Origin of the sequence: Bacillus sp. GbtcB14, assembly GCF_019091205.1 — a bacterium.
GTDB classification, from domain to species: Bacteria; Bacillota; Bacilli; order Bacillales; family Bacillaceae_G; genus Bacillus_A; species Bacillus_A cereus_AG.
In genome coordinates, this window is sequence record NZ_JAGXJT010000001.1 from 607,496 (window position 1) to 629,651 (window position 22,156).

Here is a 22,156-nt window from a genome sequence, read left to right on the forward strand (position 1 = left end):
TTCTCTTACTTATATAATGAAAGGAGGAGAAGAGGATGGAAGAGTGGATCAAGATGATAGGTAATGTAGGGTTTCCAATTGTTGTAACATTATATTTACTCCACCGTATTGAAAGTAAATTAGAGGGGGTAATTGTTGCAATTGAGAAGTTCCCGCGGCAATTACTAAAGTACGAAGATCCTCGCGATAAAAAATAAAGTTTGCTCTTCTTGAGCAAACTTTATTTTTTATTGAGCAGTATAGCCACCATCGATAACGACAGCTTGACCAGTTATACCTTTAGCTTTTTCACTCGCTAAAAACATAGCATAATCAGCGATTTCTTGTACTTGTAATAAGCGCTTTTGTGGGACGAGTGGATAAATAACATCTTCTAAAACATTTTCAAGTGGTACATTTCGTGTAGTAGCTAAGTCTTGTAGTTGATTACGTACAAGAGGGGTATCGACATAACCAGGGCAAAGGGCATTAACAGTAATACCATGCGTAGCACCTTCTAAAGCGGCAACTTTTGTTAATCCAATTACGCCATGTTTTGCACTATTGTAGGCAGCTTTTCCAGCAAACCCGACAAGGCCGTTAATAGAAGCGACATTAATAATACGACCATATTTTTGTTGTTTCATAATCGGAAAGGCATGCTTAATTGCGATAAACGGAGCAATTTGCATAATTTGAATTAGTAGCTCAAACTTTTCAGTTGGAAAGTCTTCAATGGGTGAAACGTGTTGCATTCCTGCGTTGTTAATTAATATATGTAATGAACCGAAATGACTAACTGTTTGAGAAATTGATGCTGTAATTTCCTCTTCAGATGTAACGTCACATTTTAAACCGATAGCTTGAAAACCTTCATTTTGTAATTGTTCAGCAGCTTCTTTCGCACGTTCTTCAAGACGATCAGTAATCACAACTTTTGCACCTTCTTTTGCAAAAGCACTTCCCATTTCATATCCAATACCACTCGCAGCACCTGTTAAAAAGACAACTCGATTTGTAACCATGATGAAAAACATCCCTTCATAATAAAGTTTTCATAGTGCTCTATTTAGAGAGGTTATAATGAAATTCCTGCAAACATTTGGAAAAAATATCGTTAGGAGGATTTGAATTATGTCGACAAGTCAAATGTTGAAAGGGATTTTAGAAGGATGCTTACTTGCTATTATTTCTGAGGGTGAAATATACGGTTATGAAATGAGTGAAAGGCTAGCGAAGTATGGCTTTACAATGGCAAGTGAGGGAAGTATTTATCCGTTATTAATACGAATGCAAAAGGAAGGATTAATAACGAGTATAATGAAGGAATCTCCATCTGGTCCAAAGCGAAAATATTATACATTAACAGAAAAAGGCGAGGAAGCACTTAATGAGTTTATGGATCGCTGGGAAGCGATGCAAAGTAGTGTAGAGCGTCTACTTGAGGGGAAAGGGAGAAAAAAATAATGCTATCCAGTGAAGCACGAAAGTTTTTATTAGATATGAGATTATTTTTAGTGGCAAAGAGTGTGAAAGAAAGCGACATTGAAAGCTTTATCGAAGACGCAGAACTTCATTTAATAGAAGGTGAGACTGATGGGAAAAGTGTAGAAGAAATTTTCGGAGGCTCACCGAAAGAATATGCAAATGAACTTGTAAAAGTGATGGAAAGAGATAGGAAGGAAACGTGGAAGCAAATTGGTTTTACAGTAATGAATATCGTTTCGTTTTGGATTATTGCTTCTATCCTAATAGTGAATAACGGATTATTACAGATGTCACTTATTCAGTGCGTTGGGTATAGTTTTTCATTGATTTTAGTTGTTATGGGTCCTAATTTTTTACTTCGTAAAATGACCTTCGTAACAAGTTTTACAAAAACATGGTTTGCTATGTGGTCTTTAGTCATGATTGTACCAATGTTTCTAATAGGGGCTGTAACGATATTAGATGTGATATATCCTACAAAAATGTTTATATTCACTCAAACGCAAAGCTATATATTAGCTGGAGGTATATTTATCATCACAGTAGCGATAAATATATATTTTGAAGGATGGTTTAAAAACTTATATTTAATCATTCCGCTTTCAATTATGTTAGTATTTAAAACATTTACTTCGGAAGATCTCATGCCAATGTTATTTCAAATTATATGTTTATACGGAAGTTTGTTTATTTTAATTTTCCTTGAAATTATGATGAAGATGAATAGAAGAGAAGCTGTTTAATAAGGGAGGGGCTATAATGAAGGTTTCTAAAGAAGGAGAAAAGTTTTTAATTGATACGAAAGTGTATTTAATAACGAAGGGAATTAAAGAAGAAGATGTGGACGCTTTTTTAGAAGATGCAGAACTTCATTTAATAGAAGGCGAGAAAGAGGGAAAGACGGTAAAGGATATATTTGGTAACTCGCCAAAAGAGTATGCGGAAGAATTAGCGAAAGAGATGGAAAAGGATAAAGGCGGGAGTATAAAGAGTATTCTTGCGATGATAATTGGTATTGGCGGATATTGGCTACTAACTAATATATTATTTGAAAATCCTAATCATGAATTTACATTAACGAATGTACAATTGATTGGATACCCAATTGTTTTAATGATTACTATTGTAGGAATTGTATTTGCTTTTAGAATGTCATCATTTAAGAGCAAAATAAAAGAATTTGGCATTATTTATGTAGCATCTTTGCTACCAATTCTATTACTAGTATTGTTAATGTTTATGAATAAATGGTATGGGACACCTGTATTGCAATTAACGACTATGCAAAGTTATATACTAGCTGGAATTGTTTTATTAGTGCTGTTAATTAGTGAAGCGTACATACTTGGATGGATTGGAATATTAGCTGTTATCGTACCGTTATTCATTATGTTTGTATTTAAAGGATTAGGAGAGAAAAATCCATACTGGGGAATGTTAGAATCTTTACTTCTGTACGGAAGTTTATATGTATTAATGAGATGGTCTTTGAGAAATGAGGAGAAAAAAACTGTAAGCTAGATTTATATTAATAGCGAACGAACTGAATTTTTTATTAAGGGAGAACAAATATGCAAAGTATATTTCTAGGTATATTGTCTATTGTATTTTTAGGTTTAACGATTTTCGGGCTATATACTACCTTTTCGAAAAAGGTACACGATGACTATTTCGATACTTTATTAGATGACACATCGGGTTATGTTTTGTTCTTCGGTTTAATAGGAAAAGGGCTGCTCTGGATATGCAAAAAATTATTTCCAAAGAAATATTATATAGGGATTTTTAGAGGTATTACGTTTATGTTTAGTTGCCTATTTGTATTTCTAGCAGCCGGGATTTGGTTTGTGGATTGGAATAAGTTGTTTTAAACAGTAACAGGACAGTTACTGTTTTTTTCTTTGCAATAAAGAGCTTTGTAAAGAGAGCTCTTTTTGTTCGTTTGTTAATAAGGAATGAATATGGACATTTTCAGGACGAGGTACGATAGGGTACATAAGATTTGTTGGAGAAGGATGGTGCTCCGAGCCAGTTGGGGAATGAGGATCTGCGTGAGTAAGTTTCCCATGAATACGTCTTGTAAATAAAATATGACCGACTTCGTGAGCGAGCGTATATATATTTTTCATAGGAGCAGCTGAATTTGTTAAAACGATATAACCAGTAAGTTGCTGTTGTTTTGCTAAAGAGTAAGCGCAGGCAATGACGGCTGTTTCTTTAAAATAATCACTGCCAATATAACAAATGTAAAGGTCGCATTCAGGAGCTTCATTTACACAGGTTTGGAAAAAGGATGCTAATTTTTCCTGACTTTGAATAGAATTTTTATAACTAATTTCACGGTCAGAAAAACGGAAAAGTTCATTTAAAATAATTACGTCTTGAATTTGAAATGTAATGGGGTGCCAAATTGATTCTGCAACTGCTAAATCTTTTGCGATACGGTCATCAGAAATATTGGCGCCTGGAGTAATGCAAATACATATATTGACGTATGGATCCATAAGGAACACCTCAACTGAAAAAATTCTTTCTATAATATATGTTGGGAAAAGACCCTATGTATGGATAAACGCCTTGTTTATTACAAGTCGAAAAAATTTCATAGTTCTATAACGTAGTGTGATCGTCTTTTTGATATAGTAAAGGAAAGGGGGAGAATATATGTATACATTAAAAATCGTTTCAGACAGAGAAGCTCTTTATCAATTTGCAAGTTATGTAAGAGTTGTGCAAGGGGTGGAAGATGTATATGTAGAGGTGGGAGAACCTTTATATGAACATCCATTAATGAAGTTTTATGTACATATTAAGCTGAAGGAAACATATGAGCAACATAAAGCGTTACAAGAAATAGCAAGATTGGTAGAATTAGGGCGTTTTACATACGTTCATTATCGTAATGATGAAATTGAAGAAGCTTTTGAAGCTGTAAAATATGAAAGTTTTAAGAAATAAAGGTGAAAAAAGGAGGCGAAAGCTTCCTTTTTTTTCTTTAAAATTACATCAACAAAAGGAGAAGAATTTTGTTATGATAAGGAAGGGTGAGGAAAGGAGAGTTTACATATTGGGGTATATTGAAGAGTTACGCAAAGTCGTTGGTACAAGGCCGCTTATTCTAGTAGGATCAGCAATTATTATCTTAAATGATAACCAAGAAGTATTGCTTCAATATCGATCAGATACATATGATTGGGGTGTACCTGGCGGCGCGATGGAACTAGGAGAAACGACGGAAGAAACTGCTCGCAGAGAACTGTTTGAAGAGACAGGACTAAATGCGAAAATTATGCAATTTATCGGGGTTCTTTCGGGAAAAGAAGTGTACTTCCAATATCCGAATGGAGATGAAATTTTTAATGTCATTCATCTGTATCAGGGGCATCATGTGAGTGGAGAATTAAGGCTTGACCATGAAGGATTACAGCTTCAATATTTTCCAGTAGATAAGTTACCGAATTTGAATAAAACAACTGAGAAGATTTTACAAAAATTCCTATACGCATTAACAGAATAGAAGGTTAATTCCTTCTATTTTTATTATATTAAATATTTTGATTTTTTAGTATGTTTATAGTATGATAGATGTAGACATACATCTTATGGAATTTCACCTAAAAACTGACTAGGGTACATAAGAGAGGGGCAAGTACAAAATGCATAATGTTGTTATTACAGCTGCAGTTCGTTCGCCAATTGGAACTTTTGGAGGAGCGCTAAAAAATGTAACGCCAGTAGAATTAGCGGTTCCTGTACTTCAGGAAGCTGTAAAACGAGGCGGGGTAGAACCACATGAAGTTGATGAAGTAATTTTAGGTCATTGTATTCAAAGAACTGATGAAGCAAATACTGCAAGAACAGCTGCATTAGCGGCAGGATTTCCTGACACAGTTACGGGTTATACAATCCAACGCCAATGTTCTTCAGGTATGCAAGCAATTATGTCAGCTGCAATGCAAATTCAATTAGGTGTAAGTGATGTTGTTATTGCAGGTGGAGTAGAAGCAATGAGTTCAAGCCCTTATGCATTGAAACAACACCGCTGGGGACAACGTCTACAGCACGGAGAAATTCGTGATACGGTGTGGGAAGTGTTAGAAGATCCAATCCATCATATTATGATGGGGGAAACTGCGGAAAACTTAGTTGACCAATATGAAATTACAAGAGAGGAACAAGATGAAGTTGCGCTTCGTAGTCATACATTGGCACTGCAAGCAATCGAGTCTGGATACTTTGACGAGCAAATTGTTCCTATTACGATAAAAGAACGTAGAAAAGAAGTAGTATTTTCGAAGGATGAACATCCACGTGCAGATATTACAGCGGAAAAATTAGCAGGATTAAAACCAGCTTTCCGTAAAGATGGATCTGTAACGGCAGGGAATGCATCTGGCCTTAATGACGGAAGTGCGGTTCTAGTATTAATGAGCGAAGAAAAAGCGAAAGAAAAAGGCTTACAACCGTTAGCTAGAATTGTTGGATATTCAGTAGCTGGAGTAGATCCGAAAATTATGGGTATTGGACCAGCACCAGCAATTCGTAAAGGATTAGAAAAAGTAGATTGGTCATTAGAAGATGCAGATTTACTTGAAATTAATGAAGCTTTCGCTGCACAATACCTAGCTGTAGAGAAAGAATTAGGTTTAGATCGTGAAAAAGTGAACGTAAACGGTAGTGGTGTAGGACTTGGACATCCAATCGGTTGTACAGGAGCTCGTATTACGGTAAGTTTAATTCATGAATTGAAAAGACGCGGGCTAGAAAAAGGAATTGCCTCTCTATGCGTCGGTGGCGGTATTGGGGTAGCATTATTTATAGAAGCACTATAAAAAAGAAGCAGCAATCGCTGCTTCTTTTTTTTAAGAATCAAATAAATGATGAAATAATCGGTCACGATTTTCAAAGAAAAGTTTCGTCGTTTGGTAATGCTCGGTGTCTTCTAATGTGGATTCGTGAATCCCTTCTTGTGTTAATGAGTATATAGTAGATTCAGGATAAGCCATTAAAATAGGAGAATGCGTCGCGATAACAAATTGTGAACCTTGTTCCGCTAGTTCATGCATTCGAATGAGCATGGAAAGTTGTCTCATTGGTGATAGAGCGGCCTCAGGCTCATCTAAAATGTATAAACCTTGTCCTGAAAAACGATTCATAAATAATGAGAAAAATGATTCACCATGTGATTGTTTGTGGAGTGAGGTACCACCATATGAGTCAATAATTGGATTTCCGCGTGCTTCTAAATCAGCATCCATTTCATCAATATAAGAAGCAACGTTATAAAATGATTCAGCGCGAAGAAAGAAACCGTCATTTGGTGTATTGAAACTTTTGGAAATGCGAAGGTATTCATGTAAAGATGAATGTGAATCGTTTGTGCTAAAGCGGAAATTCTTCGTTCCACCTTCTGCATTAAATCCTAAAGCAATAGCAATTGCTTCGAGTAATGTTGATTTTCCCGTTCCGTTTTCTCCAATAATGAATGTTACATTTGGGTGGAATGCTAGCGATTGTAAAGTTCGGATAGCGGGTAAACAGTAAGGATATGCGGAAAAACTAGGGATATTTTCTTTTTTTAATGTGACATTTTTTAAAAAGGGTACGTCAATCAATATATAAACCTCAATTCATAACGGATTTTGATTCTAAAAAAGAAGCAAATACAAGGGTAAGACAACTTGCGAATAAAATTGTATATTGAAGTGCGCCAAAACCGAGACCTTCCCAGCCCCAAGACATTCTCTTCCATATAAATATGAAAAGAACACTCATAAAGCCAACGAGAGCAGGAAGGTATTTTATAATTTTTAAGTGCTTCCACAGAAAAAAGCCGATGTATGTAAATACAAAGAAGATAAGCAGAATGAGAAAAAAGGCAAGTGTTAATGACACGTGAACTCCTCCTTATTTTCTGAATATTTCATGTGGATTATAACATGTAAACTATCATATTCCAATGTGAAAATAAATATTGCATGAAGATCAATTCTCTCGTTATGATAGATGGTATTCTATTGAAAATATGAAAAGGAGTCAACGTATGCCGTTTACATTTGCACATCCAGCAGCAATTCTTCCTTTTGCGAAAAAGCATTTTCGATATATTTCAGTAACGGCTCTTATATTAGGGAGTATGGCGCCTGATTTTGAATATTTTTTACACTTTAGACCGTATGGTGTTATTGGCCATACATGGCTTGGGTTTTTATATTTAAATTTACCGCTCGTATTTCTGTTAGCATACATATATCATTACATTTTAAAAAAGCCGTTTATAACACATTTACCTAAACCATTTGCTGGCTATTATACATATGCAGTAGATGAGAGGTGGGGGCTTCATACATGGAAGGATTTCTTTGTATTTTGCTATTCCGCTTTATTTGGTATGCTCACGCATGTCGTGTGGGATGCTTTTACTCATCATACAGGCTACTTCGTTATGCAAATACCATCGTTACAAAGAGCATTATATAGTATTCCAGTGTATAAATATATGCAGCACGGGAGTACATGCGTTGGTTTATTATTACTAGTACATGTACTATGGAAGTATAAAGATGAAACAGGGGAAGATATTATGATAGCTTCAGAAAAAAGGAAGTATTGGGTTTCGGCAATCATTGTGGCAGCTATTATATTTATCGTCCACGCGTTCGTAAATCCCTATTTTCATATTTTCCAAATAGGGGGTATAATAGTATCTGGACTGACAAGTTCATTTTGTGGGCTTCTCATTGTTTCTATAGTTTACAAAGCAAGGGACTAATTAATATTAATGAATGATAGTGTTAGGAGAAATTATATGATGAAAGCATGGAAAAATATTTTTGTTTTATGTAGTTTTCTTCTTATGTTAAGTGGTTGCTTCCATCAAGAAGAAAAGAAAGTTGAACCGAAGAAGAAAGAATCTATTCCTGAAACAAAAGAATATGGTGGACGTGAGCTGAAAAAAGTAGGACAAAAAGTGAAAGAAACAGGGTGGGGTACTTTTAAGTTAGAACAGATTCAATCTGTGAATCAAACATTTGAAGTAGCACCAATGAAAATTCACATACAAGATGTGAAAGTAATCTCTTTATCGCAGATGAGTAAAGATGCAAAAAATACATTAAAAGTATATACGGCATTAACTCCTGAAGAAGTAAAGCGTAGATTAGGAGATAAAGTAAGTCAAGAAGATGCAGAGTTATATGCATCGATAAGTGGTACAGAGATTAGTGATACGATTCGTTACGTTGAAATTACATATAAGGTGGAAAATAGCGGGAATAAAAATATACAATTTTTCTCTATGAATGATGTTACGATTAATGATAAGCAACATTTTAAAGTAGCAACTCAAAACTTTTTATATGATGAAGATACGCTCGTTGGTACAAAAAATGTATCAAGGGAAGACTATAAGCCTGGTGAAACAAGAGATGGTATTATCGGCTTAATACTTGATGATGGAAAAGAAAAGGTAAAGGATATTAAGTTTACAACAGATAATGTAGTCGTAGCAGATACAGAAACGCAAGATGTTGCAAAAGAGGCACAAACTTTTAATATCTCACTTTCTGAGTAAGATGTTTTAAAAACATGTAAGAAAAAACAGTCAGCGCTTAAACTATTATGCTGACTGTTTTTTCTGTTCTTTTATGTATGAATCTACACTTTGAAAAGGTACCTTAATTTTAAACGCATCTTTTTGTTCATTAAATTGCTTTTCATTATAAGGACCAAAACGTTTATTATGCTTTACGTCAATAATCCAATAATGCTCACTTTTTTTATTTGCAATAGCTGCGTCAGGGTTATTCGGATCTGACTTTTCCTCAATTTGTTTTGCAATAATGTATTTATCATCCCAAGCAATGTCTGTAATTTTTGCAGGAATGTATTGTGTGGCGTATACAGCATCTTGCGACGGGAAAAGTTCAAATGCATTTCCAGAAGTACGTATGAGTTCATATTCATCGTTAATCGTATAAGTTATATGATTTGTATTTCCAGCACAACCGGCTAATAGGAATGCGACGAATAGGATTATCCATTTTTTCAATATGGGAACCTCCTTTACAATGCTGTTGTAACACATTGTACAAGAAAAGTAAGAGAAACGCTAGTTTACAATGTTTTTTAGAAGTGGTACGATGAGACGGGTAAAGAAGGATATGAAGGAGTCGACATAAAATGAAGTTAAAGATGCATCGTCCAGCGCTTGTAATGAATCGCATAGGTGCTTCCCTAATTGATATGTTTCTAATCTCGGTTATGTATGGTGCAGTAGTAGCTGTTATGACCGGAAATTATAGTGCTATTTTTAATCGCTTTAATATTAGTTTTGGCGATTATAGATATGATCTTGCAGTAGTTTTTATATTAATGGCGATATATTTTATTTTGGTACCCTTTATTTGGAACGGTGTTACACTTGGTAAAAAGGTAACGAGAATAAAATTAATTTCATTGAAGAGTGAAAAGATAACGTTACAAACATTAATTATACGATTTTTTGTATTGTTATTACCGAACATATTACTACTTGGAATTCCGATATTATGTAACGTATATATGATGTTATTCCGCAAAGATAATTGTGGTTTTCAGGATTTAATTACAAAAACGAAAGTGATAAGTCTTGTATAATAAAAACAGAGACCTTTTTATACATAAAATAAGAAGGTCTTTTTTTATTATACAAATATATTTTAAAGGATATATAATAGGAAAAAAGTTATTCCATATCATTATTAATTTCAATAGATTGAAAATTAAGAAAATGTTATAATAATTTAAATAATATCTATATATAATAAGGGGGAAATTGAAATGACTGGAGGTAGCGTAATCTTTTGGGGGATTTTAATTTTCATCGGTTTAGTTTTCGATCAGCGTAATAGTAAGAAAAAAGAAGAAGTAAAAAAGTAATCGCTTACAAATAAATAAGCAACTTTTCTTGCTTGCAGACTAATCTCATAAAGGAGTATACTGAATGACGGTAAGACTTATAGAAGGGGTAATGAAAATGAAGCTTGCAGGGAAAGTTGCTATCGTAACTGGCGGTGGCATCGGTATGGGACGTAATACAGCTCTTTTGTTGGCTAAACAAGGTGCAAAAGTAATTGTGACGGACATTGATCAAGAAAGTGGACAAGCAACAGTGGAGGAAATTACGAATCTAGGCGGAGAAGCACTTTTTGTATCCTATGATATGGGAAAGCAAGGAGATTGGCAACGCGTTATCAGTATTACTTTGAATGCATTTAGTCGTATTGATATGCTTTTTCAAAATGCTGGTTTATATAAAATAGATTCTATTTTTTCTCGCCAACAAGAGAACGATTCCAATGTACTTTGTATTAATGACGTTTGGATAGAGATAAAACAATTAACGTCATCTTTTATGAAACAGCAAGAAGAAGTGGTGCTGAGTGACTTACCGATTTTCGGTATTATTGGCACGAAAGGACAATCATTTCATACAGTAGAAGCCCTCGTATAATAATGAAAACCGCCCTCAAAATATGTGGACGGTTTTTTTGTATGTTATATAGGGAAAAATTATTTTTTAACGAATACGTTGTTCAGTTTGACTATCAAAGAAATGTGCTTTATTCAGATCAAATGCTAGTTTAATTTGATCTCCAGGTGAAAATGTATGTCTTGCATCAACACGTGCTGCAAAATCTTGATCTCCAAGTTTCATATATAAAATAGATTCAGCACCTAGTAACTCAGCAACTTCGATTTTTGTTGTGAAGGCAGTAGATTGTGAAGCTTCTAAAAATAAGAGTTCATCATGAATGTCTTCAGGACGAATACCTAAAACAATTTCCTTATTTACATATCCTTGTTCACGTAACATCTTCATTTTTCCTTCAGTTACTTTGACCTTTAATGAATTATCTATAACGAAATCGGTTTCAGTTAATTTACCACGGAAGAAATTCATTGCTGGTGAGCCAATAAATCCACCAACGAAAATATTTTCAGGTGTTTCATATACTTCTTTTGGAGTTCCGATTTGTTGAATCTTTCCGTCTTTCATAACAACGAGACGTGAAGCCATTGTCATTGCTTCTGTTTGATCATGTGTTACGTAAATTGTTGTCGTTCCAAGACGGTGATGTAATTTAGAAATTTCTGAGCGCATTGCAACACGTAATTTAGCGTCTAAGTTGGATAAAGGCTCATCCATTAAGAACACTTTCGCGTCTCGAACAATTGCTCTACCTAACGCAACACGTTGACGTTGTCCACCAGATAACGCTTTCGGTTTTCTATCTAAATATTGTTCCAGTCCTAAAATTTTTGCTGCATCTTTCACGCGACGATCGATTTCATCTTTTGGTATTTTTCTAAGTTTTAATCCAAATGCCATATTATCATACACACTCATATGTGGATATAAAGCATAGTTTTGGAAGACCATTGCGATATCGCGATCTTTTGGAGGGACATCATTCATTAGCTTACCATCAATTGAAAACTCTCCTTTTGAAATATCTTCAAGTCCAGCTACCATTCGTAATGTTGTAGATTTTCCGCATCCAGAAGGACCGACAAATACGATAAACTCTTTATCTTGAATGTGTAAATTAAAATCTGTTACAGCGGTTACATTATTATCATATATTTTATAAATGTTTTCTAATTTCAATTCTGCCATGGTATTGCCCCCTAGAAAAAATTATGCAAACGTTTTCTTTGAATTTATTATAAACTAATAGATTCAAAAAATAAACAAAAAAATAAAACGTTTTCATTTATTAGAGGAATATTAGTAATTTGCGTATATTTTCTTAGAAAAATAAGAATAAAAGTTGTAAGCGCTATTTTAAATTAAGATAGAATCTGTTATCATTCATTAATGAAAACGTTTGCGCCTTAAAAAGAGAAAATCGAATTATTAATGAAATGGGGTAGCATAATGGAAAAACAGTGGTGGAAAGAAAGTGTAGTATATCAAATTTATCCTCGTAGCTTTATGGATAGTAACGGTGATGGTATTGGGGATCTTCGTGGGATTATTTCAAAGTTAGACTACTTAAAAGAATTAGGGATTGATGTCATTTGGTTATCACCGGTCTATGAATCTCCAAATGATGATAATGGTTATGATATAAGTGATTATTGTAAAATTATGAATGAGTTCGGAACGATGGAAGATTGGGATGAGCTACTACATGAAATGCATGAACGCAATATGAAACTTATGATGGACTTAGTTGTTAACCATACTTCTGATGAACATAATTGGTTTATTGAATCACGTAAATCAAAAGATAATAAATATAGAGATTACTATATATGGCGTCCTGGAAAAGAAGGAAAAGAGCCGAACAACTGGGGAGCAGCTTTTAGTGGATCAGCATGGAAGTATGATGAAATGACAGATGAATATTATTTACATCTGTTTTCTAAAAAACAGCCGGATTTAAATTGGGATAATGAAAAGGTAAGACAAGATGTTTATGAAATGATGAAGTTTTGGTTAGAAAAAGGAATTGATGGCTTCCGTATGGATGTTATTAATTTTATTTCTAAAGAAGAGGGATTACCAGCTGTTGAAACGGAAGAAGAGGGGTATGTTTCAGGTCATAAGCATTTTATGAACGGTCCAAACATTCATAAATATTTACATGAAATGAATGAAGAAGTATTGTCTCATTATGATATTATGACGGTTGGTGAAATGCCTGGTGTAACGACAGAAGAAGCGAAAATGTATACTGGAGAAGAACGAAAAGAACTGCAGATGGTATTCCAATTTGAACATATGGATTTAGATTCGGGAGAAGGCGGGAAATGGGATGTAAAACCATGCTCACTCCTTACTTTAAAAGAGAATTTAACGAAGTGGCAAAAAGCATTAGAGCATACTGGATGGAATAGCCTGTATTGGAATAACCATGATCAGCCTCGCGTTGTATCTCGTTTTGGTAATGATGAAATGTATCGCATTGAATCTGCGAAAATGTTAGCGACGGTGCTTCATATGATGAAAGGAACACCGTATATTTATCAAGGAGAAGAAATCGGAATGACAAACGTTCGATTTGAATCGATTGATGAATATCGAGATATTGAAACATTAAATATGTATAAGGAAAAAGTGATAGAGCGCGGTGAAGATATAGATAAAGTGATGCAGTCTATTTATATAAAAGGCCGAGATAATGCTAGAACACCGATGCAGTGGGACGATCAGAATCATGCTGGATTCACAACAGGTGAGCCTTGGATTACGGTAAACCCTAACTATAAAGAAATCAATGTGAAACAAGCGATCCAAAATAAAGATTCAATTTTTTATTACTATAAAAAATTAATTGAGTTACGTAAAAATAATGAGATTATTGTGTATGGATCATATGATTTAATATTAGAGAATAACCCTTCTATTTTTGCATACGTAAGAACATATGGAGAAGAAAAACTTCTTGTCATTGCAAACTTTACGGCGGAAGAATGTGTATTTGAAATGCCTGAGGACATTAATTATAGTGAAGCAGAGTTATTCATACACAATTACGACGTAGAGAATGGATCGATAGATAACATGACATTACGTCCGTATGAAGCGATGGTATTTAAATTAAAATAAAAAAAATCCTTATACCACTTGGTATAAGGATTTTTTATTACCATTTTAAGATTGAGAATCCATATGGAGGAAGTGTAACTTGTAATACATTTGCTTCCGCTGAAAATTCTTCGTTTGTATAAATGTTAATGATTTTCTTTCCAGTAACATGGAGAGGGAGGGAAGCAGTAATTTCACTATCAGTCGGATTTAAAACGAAAAAGATAGTTTCGTCTTCATATGTTTTCGTATAAGAAATATAATTATATTCATCATTTGCTTCGATGAATTGGAAAGTACCATGCCCTCCAAATGCTTTATATTGCTTTCGTAATGAAATTAATGTTTGTACATGTGTAAATAATAGATGATCTTGTTCTTTCGTATCCCAAATCATACATTTACGGCAAGCTGGGTCCATACCGCCGTCCATACCAATTTCGTCTCCATAATAAATACAAGGAGAGCCGATGAAAGAAAGGTGGAATACATAAAGTAATTTTAATTTATTTTTATCTCCGTTACATGTTGTCAATATTCTTGGTGTATCATGGCTGTCTAATAAATGAAACGCTGCTTCATTTACGTTCATAGAGTAGGAATGGAGAGATTCTGTAATTTGTTTCATAAATTCATTTGCTTTAATGGAATCGTTAGCAAAGTAAGACAGTAGAGCGTTTGTAACAGGATAGCTCATTACAGCATCAAATTGATCTCCTTGTAGCCATGGAAGTGCATCGTGCCAAATTTCTCCTAAAATATATACTTCAGGATTTAATGTCTTTATCTCACTTCGGAATTCTCTCCAAAAGCTGTGGTCGACTTCATTTGCTACATCAAGGCGCCAACCGTCTATATTAAATTCTTTTACCCAATAACGCCCTACTTCAAGTAAATACTCTTTTACATCAGGGTGTGCTGTATTTAATTTAGGCATAAATGGTGTAAATGCGAAAGTATCATAATTTGGAAGTGGCTCAGTTCTAATTGGAAACTCATGAATATGGAACCACTCTTTATATGCTGACTGCTCACCATTTTCTAGTACGTCTTGAAATTTATCGAAAAGGTATCCACTATGATTAAACACGGCATCGAGCATTACTTTTATACCGTGTGTATGACATGCCTGAACGAGTTCTTTGAACGTTTCTTTTGTGCCAAATTGCGGATCGATTTCCATGTAGTCAATTGTGTCATATTTATGGTTTGAATGTGCTTTGAAAATAGGGGTGAAATATATTCCTGAAATTCCAAGCTTCACAAGGTAATCAAGGTTTTGAATAATACCAGCAAAATCTCCGCCGAAAAAATTAGTTGGAGTTGGCTCAGCGCTGCCCCAAGGAAGAGTATTTTCTGGATTTAGTGCACGATCTCCATTAGCGAACCGTTCTGGGAAAATTTGATACCAAACGGTGTCTTTAATCCAAGAAGGTGCTTTGAATACATCATTTGCATGAATAAATGGAAAACAGAAAAAGTTACCAACGTCATCATTTGGAATGGTAGAGAAAAATCCTCGCTCTGCATAAATAAGCGTTTCTGTATCATTTTTTAATTCGAATCCATAACGTAAGCGCTTAAATTGTGGTTCGATGGAAATAGACCAATAATCAAACAATGTAGTAGAACCAGTTTTTTTCATCGGTGTACTTGATGAAATCCATTTCCCATCTTTCCATTCATAAGGATCACCGTAAATAAGAGTGGCGCTTTGAGCATCCTCTCTTTTCGTACGTATTCGGATGTGAATCGTTTTTTCATCATAAGCGTATGCATAGTTATCTTTTGGCCTATGATAAATGGCTTCTTTAAGCATATAGAAAATCCCCCTTTAATATCTCCATACATATTGTTCCCTTAAGTGTAATAATAAAGCATATGTTGCAAACGATTGCTTTTTGCATAGCTTTAATATTGTTTATAAGAGTAGTATTCATTTCATATAAAGTCAATGTATAAAGAGTGTAGTAATAATATTTTTAAATTAATATTTGCAAAATGAATAAAAGAATGTATAATGATAGACAAATAGCGCAAACGTTTTCATAGATTGAGATATTGTTTGCGCTTCTATTAAACAATTCAATGCAAACGTTTTCAATTAGTAAGGTACATATACAATTTAGGGAGGTTTTTGGGATGAAGAAAGCATTATCATTATTAACGGTTTCAGCATTATCAATTGGTATGTTATCTGCATGTGGGCCGAAAGATTCAGGGAAGAAAGAAGAAAGTAAAGCAAAGAAAGATTACGATCTTCTTGTTTGGGAAGATGATAAAAAAGGTGTTGCTTTAGAACCAGCGGTGAAAAGCTTTGAGGAAAAATATAAAGTAAAAGTAAAAGTTGTTGAAATGCAAATGACAGACCAAGTGAAGAAGTTACGCCTTGATGGACCAGCGGGGACGGGACCAGATGTCGTAACATTGCCACATGATCAAATCGGAAACGCAGTAACAGAAGGTTTACTTTCTGAAGTGAAAGCTGATGATGCCGTAAAGAGTAAATTTACTGACTCATCAATACAAGCACAGACATATAACGGAAAATTATATGGTTTACCAAAAGCAATTGAGACACCAATCTTTATTTACAATAAAAAATTAATGCCAAAAGCACCAGAAACGATGGACGAGCTGTTTAACTTCTCAAAAGAATTTACGAAGGATGGCAAGTACGGATTTTTAACATTAGGAGATAACTTCTACTTTGCTAATGCATTCATGGCAGGTATGGGTGGTTATGTGTTTGGTGAAAAAGATGGAAAGCCAAATGCAAGTGATGTTGGATTAAATAATAGCGGAGCAGTACAAGGTGCTGAATACCTTCAAAAATGGTACAAAGAAAAGCTATTCCCAAAAGGTATTATCGGTGAATCTGGCGGACCTGCTGCTGATGGACTATTTAACGAAGGAAAAGCAGCATCTATCATGAACGGCCCATGGGCGTTCCAAGCGATGGAAAAGAACGGAATTGATTATGGTGTTGCTCCAATGCCGAAATTACCAAATGGTCAACCAATGAAAACATTTGTTGGGGTTAAAGGATGGCATGTAACAAGTTTCTCTAAACAAAATGATTTAGCTACAAAGTTCACTGAATGGGTAACGAATGAAGAAAATGCAAAAATTCGATTTGAGAAAACAAAAGAAATTCCTCCAGTAAAATCAGTAATGGAAGATCCAATTATTAAAGATAATGAAGCTGCAAAAGCAGTTGCGACGCAATCTGAAAATGGAATTCCAATGCCGAACATTCCAGAAATGCAAGAAGTATGGAAACCAGCTGGAGATGCACTTCAATTAGTTGTTACGGAGAAAGAGGCACCAAAAGCAGCACTTGATAATGCAGTGAAGCAAATTAAAGGTAATATTGAGGCAAATCATAGTAAGAAAAAATAAGGTGAAATTCGTGCCTCTAATATGAGGGGCACGAATTCTCTCCCAGAAAAAAGGGGGAAGGAACATGCAAACATCTATGGAACCAGCAAACGGCTTAAACGGTTCAAAACATAGGAAAATGGCAACCATGTTATCAATCATTCCAGGCATGGGCCAAATGTATAACAAACAATTTGTAAAAGGTCTTATTTTTCTAGTATTAACAGGTTCATTTATTGTAGCCTTTGCTGATTTATTAAATATGGGATTATGGGGAATTGTAACGCTTGGTACAGAAGTTCCACGCGACCATTCTGTCTTTCTATTAGTAGAAGGAATCTTGGCACTCATTGTCATCGTGTTTGGACTCGGAATATATGCATTTAATTTATATGATGCATACCAAAACGGGAAAAAACGTGATATAGGTACACCATTAAACTCTGTAAAAGAGCAATACCGTAATTTACTAGATCAAGGTTTTCCATATTTAATGGTTTCACCAGGTTTTCTATTACTTATCTTTGTAGTTGTATTTCCAATCATTTTCGTAATTTTAATTGGATTTACGAATTATGATTTATACCACTCGCCTCCAGCTAAATTAGTAGATTGGGTGGGCTTCAAAAACTTTATTGATATCTTTACATTACCGATGTGGAGAGAGACATTTTTAAGCGTATTTTCTTGGACTGTCATTTGGACATTCGTTGCAACGACATTACAAGTTGCGCTTGGTATTTTCTTAGCGATTATCGTAAATCAGCCTGGTATTAAAGGGAAGGCAATTATTCGGACAATCTTCATTTTACCGTGGGCGGTCCCAGCGTTCGTATCTATTCTTGTTTTCTCTGGTATGTTTAACGAAACATTTGGAGCAATTAACAATCAAGTATTAGCTTTATTTGGAATCGAAAAGATTGCTTGGATGACAGATCCATTTTGGGCAAAAATCGCTTTAATTATGATTCAAACGTGGCTTGGATTCCCGTTCGTCTTTGCAATGACAACAGGTATACTGCAATCGATTCCAGGAGAGTTATATGAAGCTGCTACAGTAGATGGAGCTACATCTTGGCAACAGTTTCGTAAAATTACATTGCCACTTGTCTTATATGCAACAGCACCAATATTAATTACGCAATATACGTTTAACTTTAATAACTTTAGTATCATCTATCTATTTAACGGCGGAGGTCCTGCTGTAGCTGGACAAGACGCGGGTGGAACGGATATTTTAATTTCATGGATTTATAAGTTAACGATGACTTCGGCGCAGTACGGGAAAGCAGCAGCTCTTACAATGATATTATCGTTAATCGTTATTACAGTTGCGTTATGGCAATTTAAGAGAACAAAATCATTCCAAGAAGAGGATATGATGTAAATGAATATTAAAAGACAAAAGATGTTACGTCTCTCATTAAGTTATTTCGTTATTTTCGTAATGTGTGCCATCATTTTCTATCCGTTATTATGGATTATTGGCTCATCATTTAATCCAGGTGATAGTTTATCTGGATCAAGTATTATTCCGCAAAATGCAACGTTAGATCATTATCGTAAGTTATTAGATTTAGAGAATAGTAATTATTTACTATGGTATAAAAACACATTAAAAGTAAGTGTTATAACGATGATTTTCTCAGTGTTAGCAATTAGTTTTACTGCTTATGCATTTTCAAGATACCGTTTTGTTGGAAGAAAAAATGGCTTATTAACGTTTTTAATTCTGCAAATGATTCCGAACTTTGCGGCGCTAATCGCTCTATATGTATTAGCACAGTTAACAGGGTTAATCGATACGCACCTTGCATTAATTTTAATTTATGTAGGCGGGGCAATTCCAATGAATACATGGCTTATGAAGGGATATTTTGATACGATTCCAAAAGAATTGGATGAGTCAGCTCGTATGGATGGGGCAGGACATTTCCGTATTTTTTGGCAAATCATTATGCCACTTGCAAAGCCAATCGTAGCGGTTGTGGCGTTATTCACTTTCATCGGTCCATTTACAGATTTCATTTTAGCGAGTGTTATTTTGCGCACACCAGAAAATTATACGTTAGCAGTTGGGTTATATGAAATGGTAGCGAAGAAATTTGGTAATGAATTTACAACGTTTGCAGCGGGTTCAGTATTGATTGCAATCCCAATTTCAATTTTATTCCTATCACTACAAAAATATTTTATTTCTGGTTTAACTGCTGGAGGTACGAAAGGATGAAAAATGGGACATTACGTCCCATTTTTCTTTTCATCTCCCTATAAAAAGCTTTATAGGGAGATGAAAAGAGATTTGACATCACATATGAAAAGAAGTGAAATAAATAGTATATTATAGTATAGGAAAAATGAGCTATATCCCTTACAATACATGGAGAGGGAGAATATGATAGGATTTACAAGATAGAATCAATGAAAGTTTATGATTTCTCCTATTACTTGCAACGGGTGCAAGATAAAAGTATATAAAAAATGGCAGAGAAGTGAGAGGAGGGGGATTTTTATGACAGTTACAATTAAAGATGTGGCGAAGAAGGCAAATGTAGCACCATCTACCGTTTCTCGTGTAATTGCTGATAACCCAAGTATAAGTGAAAAAACAAAGCGTCGTGTTCGGAAAGTAATGAGTGAACTGGGATATCATCCTAATTTAAACGCAAGAAATCTAGCTAACCAAACAACGAAAACACTTGGCCTTGTTATGCCAAGTTCTGCAAGTAAAGCTTTTCAAAATCCGTTTTTCCCAGAAGTTATAAGAGGGATTAGTTCATTTGCACATGTGGAAGGGTATGCGCTTTATATGTCGACAGGTGAAACGGAAGATGAAATTTATAATGGTGTTGTAAAGATGGTGCAGGGGCGCCAAATTGGTGGCATTATTCTTTTATATTCAAGAGAGAATGATCGGATTATTCAATATTTGCATAAACAAAATTTCCCGTTTGTTTTAATTGGGAAACCGTATGATCGAAAAGATGAAATTACATATGTAGATAATGATAATTATACAGCTGCAAGAGAAGTAGCAGAATATTTGATTTCATTAGGTCATAAACAAATCGCGTTCATCGGCGGTGGATCAGATTTACTTGTAACGAGAGATCGTTTGGCTGGTATGAGTGATGCTTTAAAATTAGCGGACATTGTATTACCAAAAGAGTATATTTTACATTTTGATTTTTCGAGGGAAAGTGGTCAACAAGCCGTTGAGGAGTTAATGGGACTACAGCAACCACCGACAGCAATTGTGGCAACGGATGATTTAATTGGACTTGGTGTGTTAAGTGCTCTTTCTAAAAAAGGATTCGTTGTACCAAAGGATGTTTCCATTATAAGCTTTAACAATGCTTTATTATCAGAAATTGCGAGTCCGCCACTTTCGACAGTTGATGTGAATATTTATCAACTAGGATATGAGGCAGCAAAAGCTTTAGTGGATAAAGTAGAGAATGCGGAGTCTACTGCAAAGTGTATTATTATTCCTCATAAATTACTAAAGCGCCAAACTTGCGATCATTATGCATAAAAAAAGCTAAGAGTTTAACTCTTAGCTTTTTGTTGTAGAAAGGCCTCTAATCGATCACAGCCTTCTTTTAAAGTTTCAATACTATACGCATAGGATAAGCGAAGATAACCTTCACCATATTCAGAAAATGCTGTTCCAGGAACGACAGCTAGTCCAGCTTCTTTGACAAGGTCAAGTGCAAAATCAAATGATGAAGATGTTAAATGACCAACATATGGGAATAAGTAAAATGCACCTGTTGGTTTTTCAACTGTTAAGCCCATTTGAATGAGTCTATTATACACGTAATCACGGCGTTTTTTGTATTGATGACGCATCATTTTTGGTGCATCTTTAGCAGCTGTTAATGCTTCAATTGCAGCATATTGAGCGATTGAAGTAGCACACGTTACGTTGTATTGATGAACTTTTAGTATATGTGCTGCTAAATAGCTTGGTGCGAATAATAGACCGATACGCCAGCCAGTCATAGAATGTGATTTAGATAAACCGTTAATGACAATCGCCTTTTCACGCATTTCTGGGAAATGAGCGATAGATGTGTGTTTTTCTTCGTATACAAGTTCGCTATAAATTTCATCAGAAAGAACGAAAATATTTTTATCTTTTAAAACAGTTACAATATCCTGTAATTCTTCTTTTGATAAAGTTACACCAGTCGGGTTAGAAGGATACGGTAGTACAACACATCTTGTTTTTTCTGTAATAGCATTTTCTAGCGCTTCGGCTGTTAAACGAAATCCAGTTTCACGAACATCGATAAAAATAGGTGTAGCACCGCATAATCGAATAATTGGCTCGTATCCTGGGTAAATAGGGGCAGGTAAAATAACTTCTGTTCCTGGCTCTAAAATCGTTCGGAATGCAATATCAATTGCTTCACTGGCACCGATTGTAACGATGGTTTCGTTTTCAGGTGAATACTGTAAATCGTAGTTATCTTTTACAAAGTTACAAGCTGCCTTGCGTAATTCTAGTAAACCGGCGTTATGTGTATAGCTTGTATAATTTTCTGTAATAGCCCGTTTTGCCGCTTCTTTTACGAGAGAAGGCGTAGGGAAATCGGGTTGTCCAATTGTTAAAGAGATAAGATTATCATAGTTTTGAATCATGTTAGAGAATTGACGGATTCCAGAAATTTGGATGTCTTTTACTCTAGGATTAATGAATTGTTCCATTGTATCTCCCTTTCTTCC

General features: G+C 34.8%; 26 protein-coding genes. 18 read left to right on the forward strand and 8 right to left on the reverse strand.

The features are described 5' to 3' along the window. Window positions 1–35 precede the first annotated feature (35 nt). Complete coding sequence (locus KVT31_RS03310; RefSeq protein ID WP_088097607.1) at window positions 36–197, forward strand: YvrJ family protein; 162 nt, start codon at window positions 36–38, stop codon at window positions 195–197. Window positions 198–227: 30 nt separating this feature from the next. On the opposite strand, the gene KVT31_RS03315 is transcribed toward KVT31_RS03310, so the two are convergent. Beyond that, window positions 228–1,004 carry a 3-hydroxybutyrate dehydrogenase gene (locus KVT31_RS03315; RefSeq protein WP_088097606.1) on the reverse strand — a complete coding sequence of 259 codons (777 nt, stop codon included), beginning with the start codon at window positions 1,002–1,004 and terminating at the stop codon, window positions 228–230. A gap of 109 nt (window positions 1,005–1,113) precedes the next feature. Between KVT31_RS03315 and KVT31_RS03320 the strand changes: the two genes are divergently transcribed. The 4 genes from KVT31_RS03320 to KVT31_RS03335 are packed head-to-tail and all read left to right on the forward strand — an operon-like array spanning window position 1,114 to window position 3,338. Next, entirely contained in the window at window positions 1,114–1,446 is a 333-nt protein-coding gene (locus KVT31_RS03320; RefSeq protein ID WP_088097605.1) for a PadR family transcriptional regulator, read from the forward strand. After that, complete coding sequence (locus KVT31_RS03325) at window positions 1,446–2,210, forward strand: DUF1129 domain-containing protein (RefSeq protein ID WP_088097604.1); 765 nt, start codon at window positions 1,446–1,448, stop codon at window positions 2,208–2,210. The genes KVT31_RS03320 and KVT31_RS03325 overlap by 1 nt, the downstream gene beginning before the upstream one ends. Window positions 2,211–2,226: 16 nt before the next feature. After that, the gene (locus KVT31_RS03330; RefSeq protein WP_088097603.1) at window positions 2,227–2,988 is read left to right on the forward strand and encodes a DUF1129 domain-containing protein; all 762 of its coding nucleotides are present in this window, start codon (window positions 2,227–2,229) and stop codon (window positions 2,986–2,988) included. A 50-nt stretch (window positions 2,989–3,038) separates the two neighbouring features. Next, complete coding sequence (locus KVT31_RS03335; protein ID WP_088097602.1) at window positions 3,039–3,338, forward strand: DNA-binding protein; 300 nt, start codon at window positions 3,039–3,041, stop codon at window positions 3,336–3,338. A 15-nt stretch (window positions 3,339–3,353) separates the two neighbouring features. On the opposite strand, the gene KVT31_RS03340 is transcribed toward KVT31_RS03335, so the two are convergent. After that, window positions 3,354–3,971, reverse strand: a complete 618-nt coding sequence (locus KVT31_RS03340) for a DUF955 domain-containing protein (protein WP_088097601.1) — start codon at window positions 3,969–3,971, stop codon at window positions 3,354–3,356. 160 nt (window positions 3,972–4,131) lie between these two features. Between KVT31_RS03340 and KVT31_RS03345 the strand changes: the two genes are divergently transcribed. From KVT31_RS03345 to KVT31_RS03355, 3 genes are all read left to right on the forward strand, one after another. Then, window positions 4,132–4,425 carry a DUF3928 family protein gene (locus KVT31_RS03345; RefSeq protein ID WP_000288330.1) on the forward strand — a complete coding sequence of 98 codons (294 nt, stop codon included), beginning with the start codon at window positions 4,132–4,134 and terminating at the stop codon, window positions 4,423–4,425. Between the two features lie 109 nt (window positions 4,426–4,534). Continuing rightward, entirely contained in the window at window positions 4,535–4,984 is a 450-nt protein-coding gene (locus KVT31_RS03350; protein ID WP_000540524.1) for an NUDIX hydrolase, read from the forward strand. Window positions 4,985–5,123: 139 nt separating this feature from the next. Beyond that, window positions 5,124–6,299, forward strand: a complete 1,176-nt coding sequence (locus KVT31_RS03355) for an acetyl-CoA C-acetyltransferase (protein WP_088097600.1) — start codon at window positions 5,124–5,126, stop codon at window positions 6,297–6,299. Between the two features lie 30 nt (window positions 6,300–6,329). Here the strand turns inward: KVT31_RS03355 and KVT31_RS03360 are convergent, their stop codons facing one another. Together KVT31_RS03360 and KVT31_RS03365 are read right to left on the reverse strand one after the other, a co-directional pair. Beyond that, on the reverse strand, window positions 6,330–7,082 hold the full coding sequence (locus KVT31_RS03360) for an AAA family ATPase (RefSeq protein WP_088097599.1): 753 nt from the start codon (window positions 7,080–7,082) through the stop codon (window positions 6,330–6,332). A gap of 10 nt (window positions 7,083–7,092) precedes the next feature. Further along, entirely contained in the window at window positions 7,093–7,362 is a 270-nt protein-coding gene (locus tag KVT31_RS03365; RefSeq protein ID WP_016086475.1) for a hypothetical protein, read from the reverse strand. 148 nt (window positions 7,363–7,510) lie between these two features. Between KVT31_RS03365 and KVT31_RS03370 the strand changes: the two genes are divergently transcribed. Beyond that, a complete protein-coding gene (locus tag KVT31_RS03370; RefSeq protein WP_088097598.1) occupies window positions 7,511–8,239 on the forward strand; it encodes a DUF4184 family protein in 729 nt (242 codons plus the stop codon). Between the two features lie 36 nt (window positions 8,240–8,275). Further along, window positions 8,276–9,040 (forward strand): hypothetical protein, encoded by a 765-nt coding sequence (locus tag KVT31_RS03375; protein WP_088097597.1) that lies wholly within the window; start codon window positions 8,276–8,278, stop codon window positions 9,038–9,040. Window positions 9,041–9,085: 45 nt separating this feature from the next. Here the strand turns inward: KVT31_RS03375 and KVT31_RS03380 are convergent, their stop codons facing one another. After that, entirely contained in the window at window positions 9,086–9,517 is a 432-nt protein-coding gene (locus KVT31_RS03380; protein ID WP_088097596.1) for a DUF3997 domain-containing protein, read from the reverse strand. 131 nt (window positions 9,518–9,648) lie between these two features. On the opposite strand from KVT31_RS03380, the gene KVT31_RS03385 reads away from it, so the two are divergent. From KVT31_RS03385 to KVT31_RS03395, 3 genes are all read left to right on the forward strand, one after another. Then, entirely contained in the window at window positions 9,649–10,104 is a 456-nt protein-coding gene (locus KVT31_RS03385; protein WP_088097595.1) for an RDD family protein, read from the forward strand. A 183-nt stretch (window positions 10,105–10,287) separates the two neighbouring features. Beyond that, window positions 10,288–10,386, forward strand: coding sequence for a flagellar motor protein (locus tag KVT31_RS03390; RefSeq protein ID WP_087954423.1), 99 nt, complete (start codon window positions 10,288–10,290; stop codon window positions 10,384–10,386). Window positions 10,387–10,450: 64 nt separating this feature from the next. After that, complete coding sequence (locus tag KVT31_RS03395) at window positions 10,451–10,960, forward strand: SDR family NAD(P)-dependent oxidoreductase (RefSeq protein WP_088097594.1); 510 nt, start codon at window positions 10,451–10,453, stop codon at window positions 10,958–10,960. Window positions 10,961–11,026: 66 nt separating this feature from the next. On the opposite strand, the gene KVT31_RS03400 is transcribed toward KVT31_RS03395, so the two are convergent. Further along, a complete protein-coding gene (locus KVT31_RS03400; protein WP_088097593.1) occupies window positions 11,027–12,127 on the reverse strand; it encodes an ABC transporter ATP-binding protein in 1,101 nt (366 codons plus the stop codon). A gap of 261 nt (window positions 12,128–12,388) precedes the next feature. Between KVT31_RS03400 and malL the strand changes: the two genes are divergently transcribed. Then, window positions 12,389–14,065, forward strand: a complete 1,677-nt coding sequence (gene malL / locus KVT31_RS03405) for an oligo-1,6-glucosidase (RefSeq protein ID WP_088097592.1) — start codon at window positions 12,389–12,391, stop codon at window positions 14,063–14,065. Between the two features lie 37 nt (window positions 14,066–14,102). On the opposite strand, the gene KVT31_RS03410 is transcribed toward malL, so the two are convergent. Beyond that, a complete protein-coding gene (locus KVT31_RS03410) occupies window positions 14,103–15,863 on the reverse strand; it encodes an alpha-glycosidase (RefSeq protein WP_088097591.1) in 1,761 nt (586 codons plus the stop codon). Between the two features lie 323 nt (window positions 15,864–16,186). Between KVT31_RS03410 and KVT31_RS03415 the strand changes: the two genes are divergently transcribed. The 4 genes from KVT31_RS03415 to malR all read left to right on the forward strand — a co-directional run bounded on the left by KVT31_RS03415 (window position 16,187) and on the right by malR (window position 20,960). Beyond that, window positions 16,187–17,446 carry an extracellular solute-binding protein gene (locus KVT31_RS03415; RefSeq protein WP_088097590.1) on the forward strand — a complete coding sequence of 420 codons (1,260 nt, stop codon included), beginning with the start codon at window positions 16,187–16,189 and terminating at the stop codon, window positions 17,444–17,446. Between the two features lie 64 nt (window positions 17,447–17,510). Then, window positions 17,511–18,812, forward strand: coding sequence for a maltosaccharide ABC transporter permease MalC (gene malC, locus KVT31_RS03420; RefSeq protein WP_088097589.1), 1,302 nt, complete (start codon window positions 17,511–17,513; stop codon window positions 18,810–18,812). Then, entirely contained in the window at window positions 18,813–19,655 is an 843-nt protein-coding gene (gene malD / locus KVT31_RS03425; RefSeq protein WP_001022594.1) for a maltosaccharide ABC transporter permease MalD, read from the forward strand. It abuts the gene before it with no gap. Window positions 19,656–19,937: 282 nt separating this feature from the next. Then, a complete protein-coding gene (malR, locus tag KVT31_RS03430; protein ID WP_088097588.1) occupies window positions 19,938–20,960 on the forward strand; it encodes a maltose operon transcriptional repressor MalR in 1,023 nt (340 codons plus the stop codon). A 14-nt stretch (window positions 20,961–20,974) separates the two neighbouring features. Here the strand turns inward: malR and KVT31_RS03435 are convergent, their stop codons facing one another. Further along, a complete protein-coding gene (locus tag KVT31_RS03435; RefSeq protein WP_088097587.1) occupies window positions 20,975–22,138 on the reverse strand; it encodes an aminotransferase A in 1,164 nt (387 codons plus the stop codon). Between the last annotated feature and the right edge of the window lie 18 nt (window positions 22,139–22,156).

Excerpts from the sequence above, each read along its gene's own strand:
- KVT31_RS03435 (WP_088097587.1), bottom strand. The coding sequence starts at position 22,138 with ATGGAACAATTCATTAATCCTAGAGTAAAAGACATCCAAATTTCTGGA.
- KVT31_RS03330 (WP_088097603.1), top strand. The coding sequence starts at position 2,227 with ATGAAGGTTTCTAAAGAAGGAGAAAAGTTTTTAATTGATACGAAAGTG.
- KVT31_RS03315 (WP_088097606.1), bottom strand. The coding sequence starts at position 1,004 with ATGGTTACAAATCGAGTTGTCTTTTTAACAGGTGCTGCGAGTGGTATT.
- KVT31_RS03340 (WP_088097601.1), bottom strand. The coding sequence starts at position 3,971 with ATGGATCCATACGTCAATATATGTATTTGCATTACTCCAGGCGCCAAT.
- KVT31_RS03415 (WP_088097590.1), top strand. The coding sequence starts at position 16,187 with ATGAAGAAAGCATTATCATTATTAACGGTTTCAGCATTATCAATTGGT.
- KVT31_RS03325 (WP_088097604.1), top strand. The coding sequence starts at position 1,446 with ATGCTATCCAGTGAAGCACGAAAGTTTTTATTAGATATGAGATTATTT.
- KVT31_RS03390 (WP_087954423.1), top strand. The coding sequence starts at position 10,288 with ATGACTGGAGGTAGCGTAATCTTTTGGGGGATTTTAATTTTCATCGGT.
- KVT31_RS03410 (WP_088097591.1), bottom strand. The coding sequence starts at position 15,863 with ATGCTTAAAGAAGCCATTTATCATAGGCCAAAAGATAACTATGCATAC.
- KVT31_RS03335 (WP_088097602.1), top strand. The coding sequence starts at position 3,039 with ATGCAAAGTATATTTCTAGGTATATTGTCTATTGTATTTTTAGGTTTA.
- KVT31_RS03375 (WP_088097597.1), top strand. The coding sequence starts at position 8,276 with ATGATGAAAGCATGGAAAAATATTTTTGTTTTATGTAGTTTTCTTCTT.
- malR (WP_088097588.1), top strand. The coding sequence starts at position 19,938 with ATGACAGTTACAATTAAAGATGTGGCGAAGAAGGCAAATGTAGCACCA.
- KVT31_RS03385 (WP_088097595.1), top strand. The coding sequence starts at position 9,649 with ATGAAGTTAAAGATGCATCGTCCAGCGCTTGTAATGAATCGCATAGGT.
- malD (WP_001022594.1), top strand. The coding sequence starts at position 18,813 with ATGAATATTAAAAGACAAAAGATGTTACGTCTCTCATTAAGTTATTTC.
- KVT31_RS03320 (WP_088097605.1), top strand. The coding sequence starts at position 1,114 with ATGTCGACAAGTCAAATGTTGAAAGGGATTTTAGAAGGATGCTTACTT.
- KVT31_RS03370 (WP_088097598.1), top strand. The coding sequence starts at position 7,511 with ATGCCGTTTACATTTGCACATCCAGCAGCAATTCTTCCTTTTGCGAAA.
- KVT31_RS03345 (WP_000288330.1), top strand. The coding sequence starts at position 4,132 with ATGTATACATTAAAAATCGTTTCAGACAGAGAAGCTCTTTATCAATTT.
- KVT31_RS03400 (WP_088097593.1), bottom strand. The coding sequence starts at position 12,127 with ATGGCAGAATTGAAATTAGAAAACATTTATAAAATATATGATAATAAT.
- malC (WP_088097589.1), top strand. The coding sequence starts at position 17,511 with ATGCAAACATCTATGGAACCAGCAAACGGCTTAAACGGTTCAAAACAT.
- malL (WP_088097592.1), top strand. The coding sequence starts at position 12,389 with ATGGAAAAACAGTGGTGGAAAGAAAGTGTAGTATATCAAATTTATCCT.
- KVT31_RS03395 (WP_088097594.1), top strand. The coding sequence starts at position 10,451 with ATGACGGTAAGACTTATAGAAGGGGTAATGAAAATGAAGCTTGCAGGG.
- KVT31_RS03310 (WP_088097607.1), top strand. The coding sequence starts at position 36 with ATGGAAGAGTGGATCAAGATGATAGGTAATGTAGGGTTTCCAATTGTT.
- KVT31_RS03355 (WP_088097600.1), top strand. The coding sequence starts at position 5,124 with ATGCATAATGTTGTTATTACAGCTGCAGTTCGTTCGCCAATTGGAACT.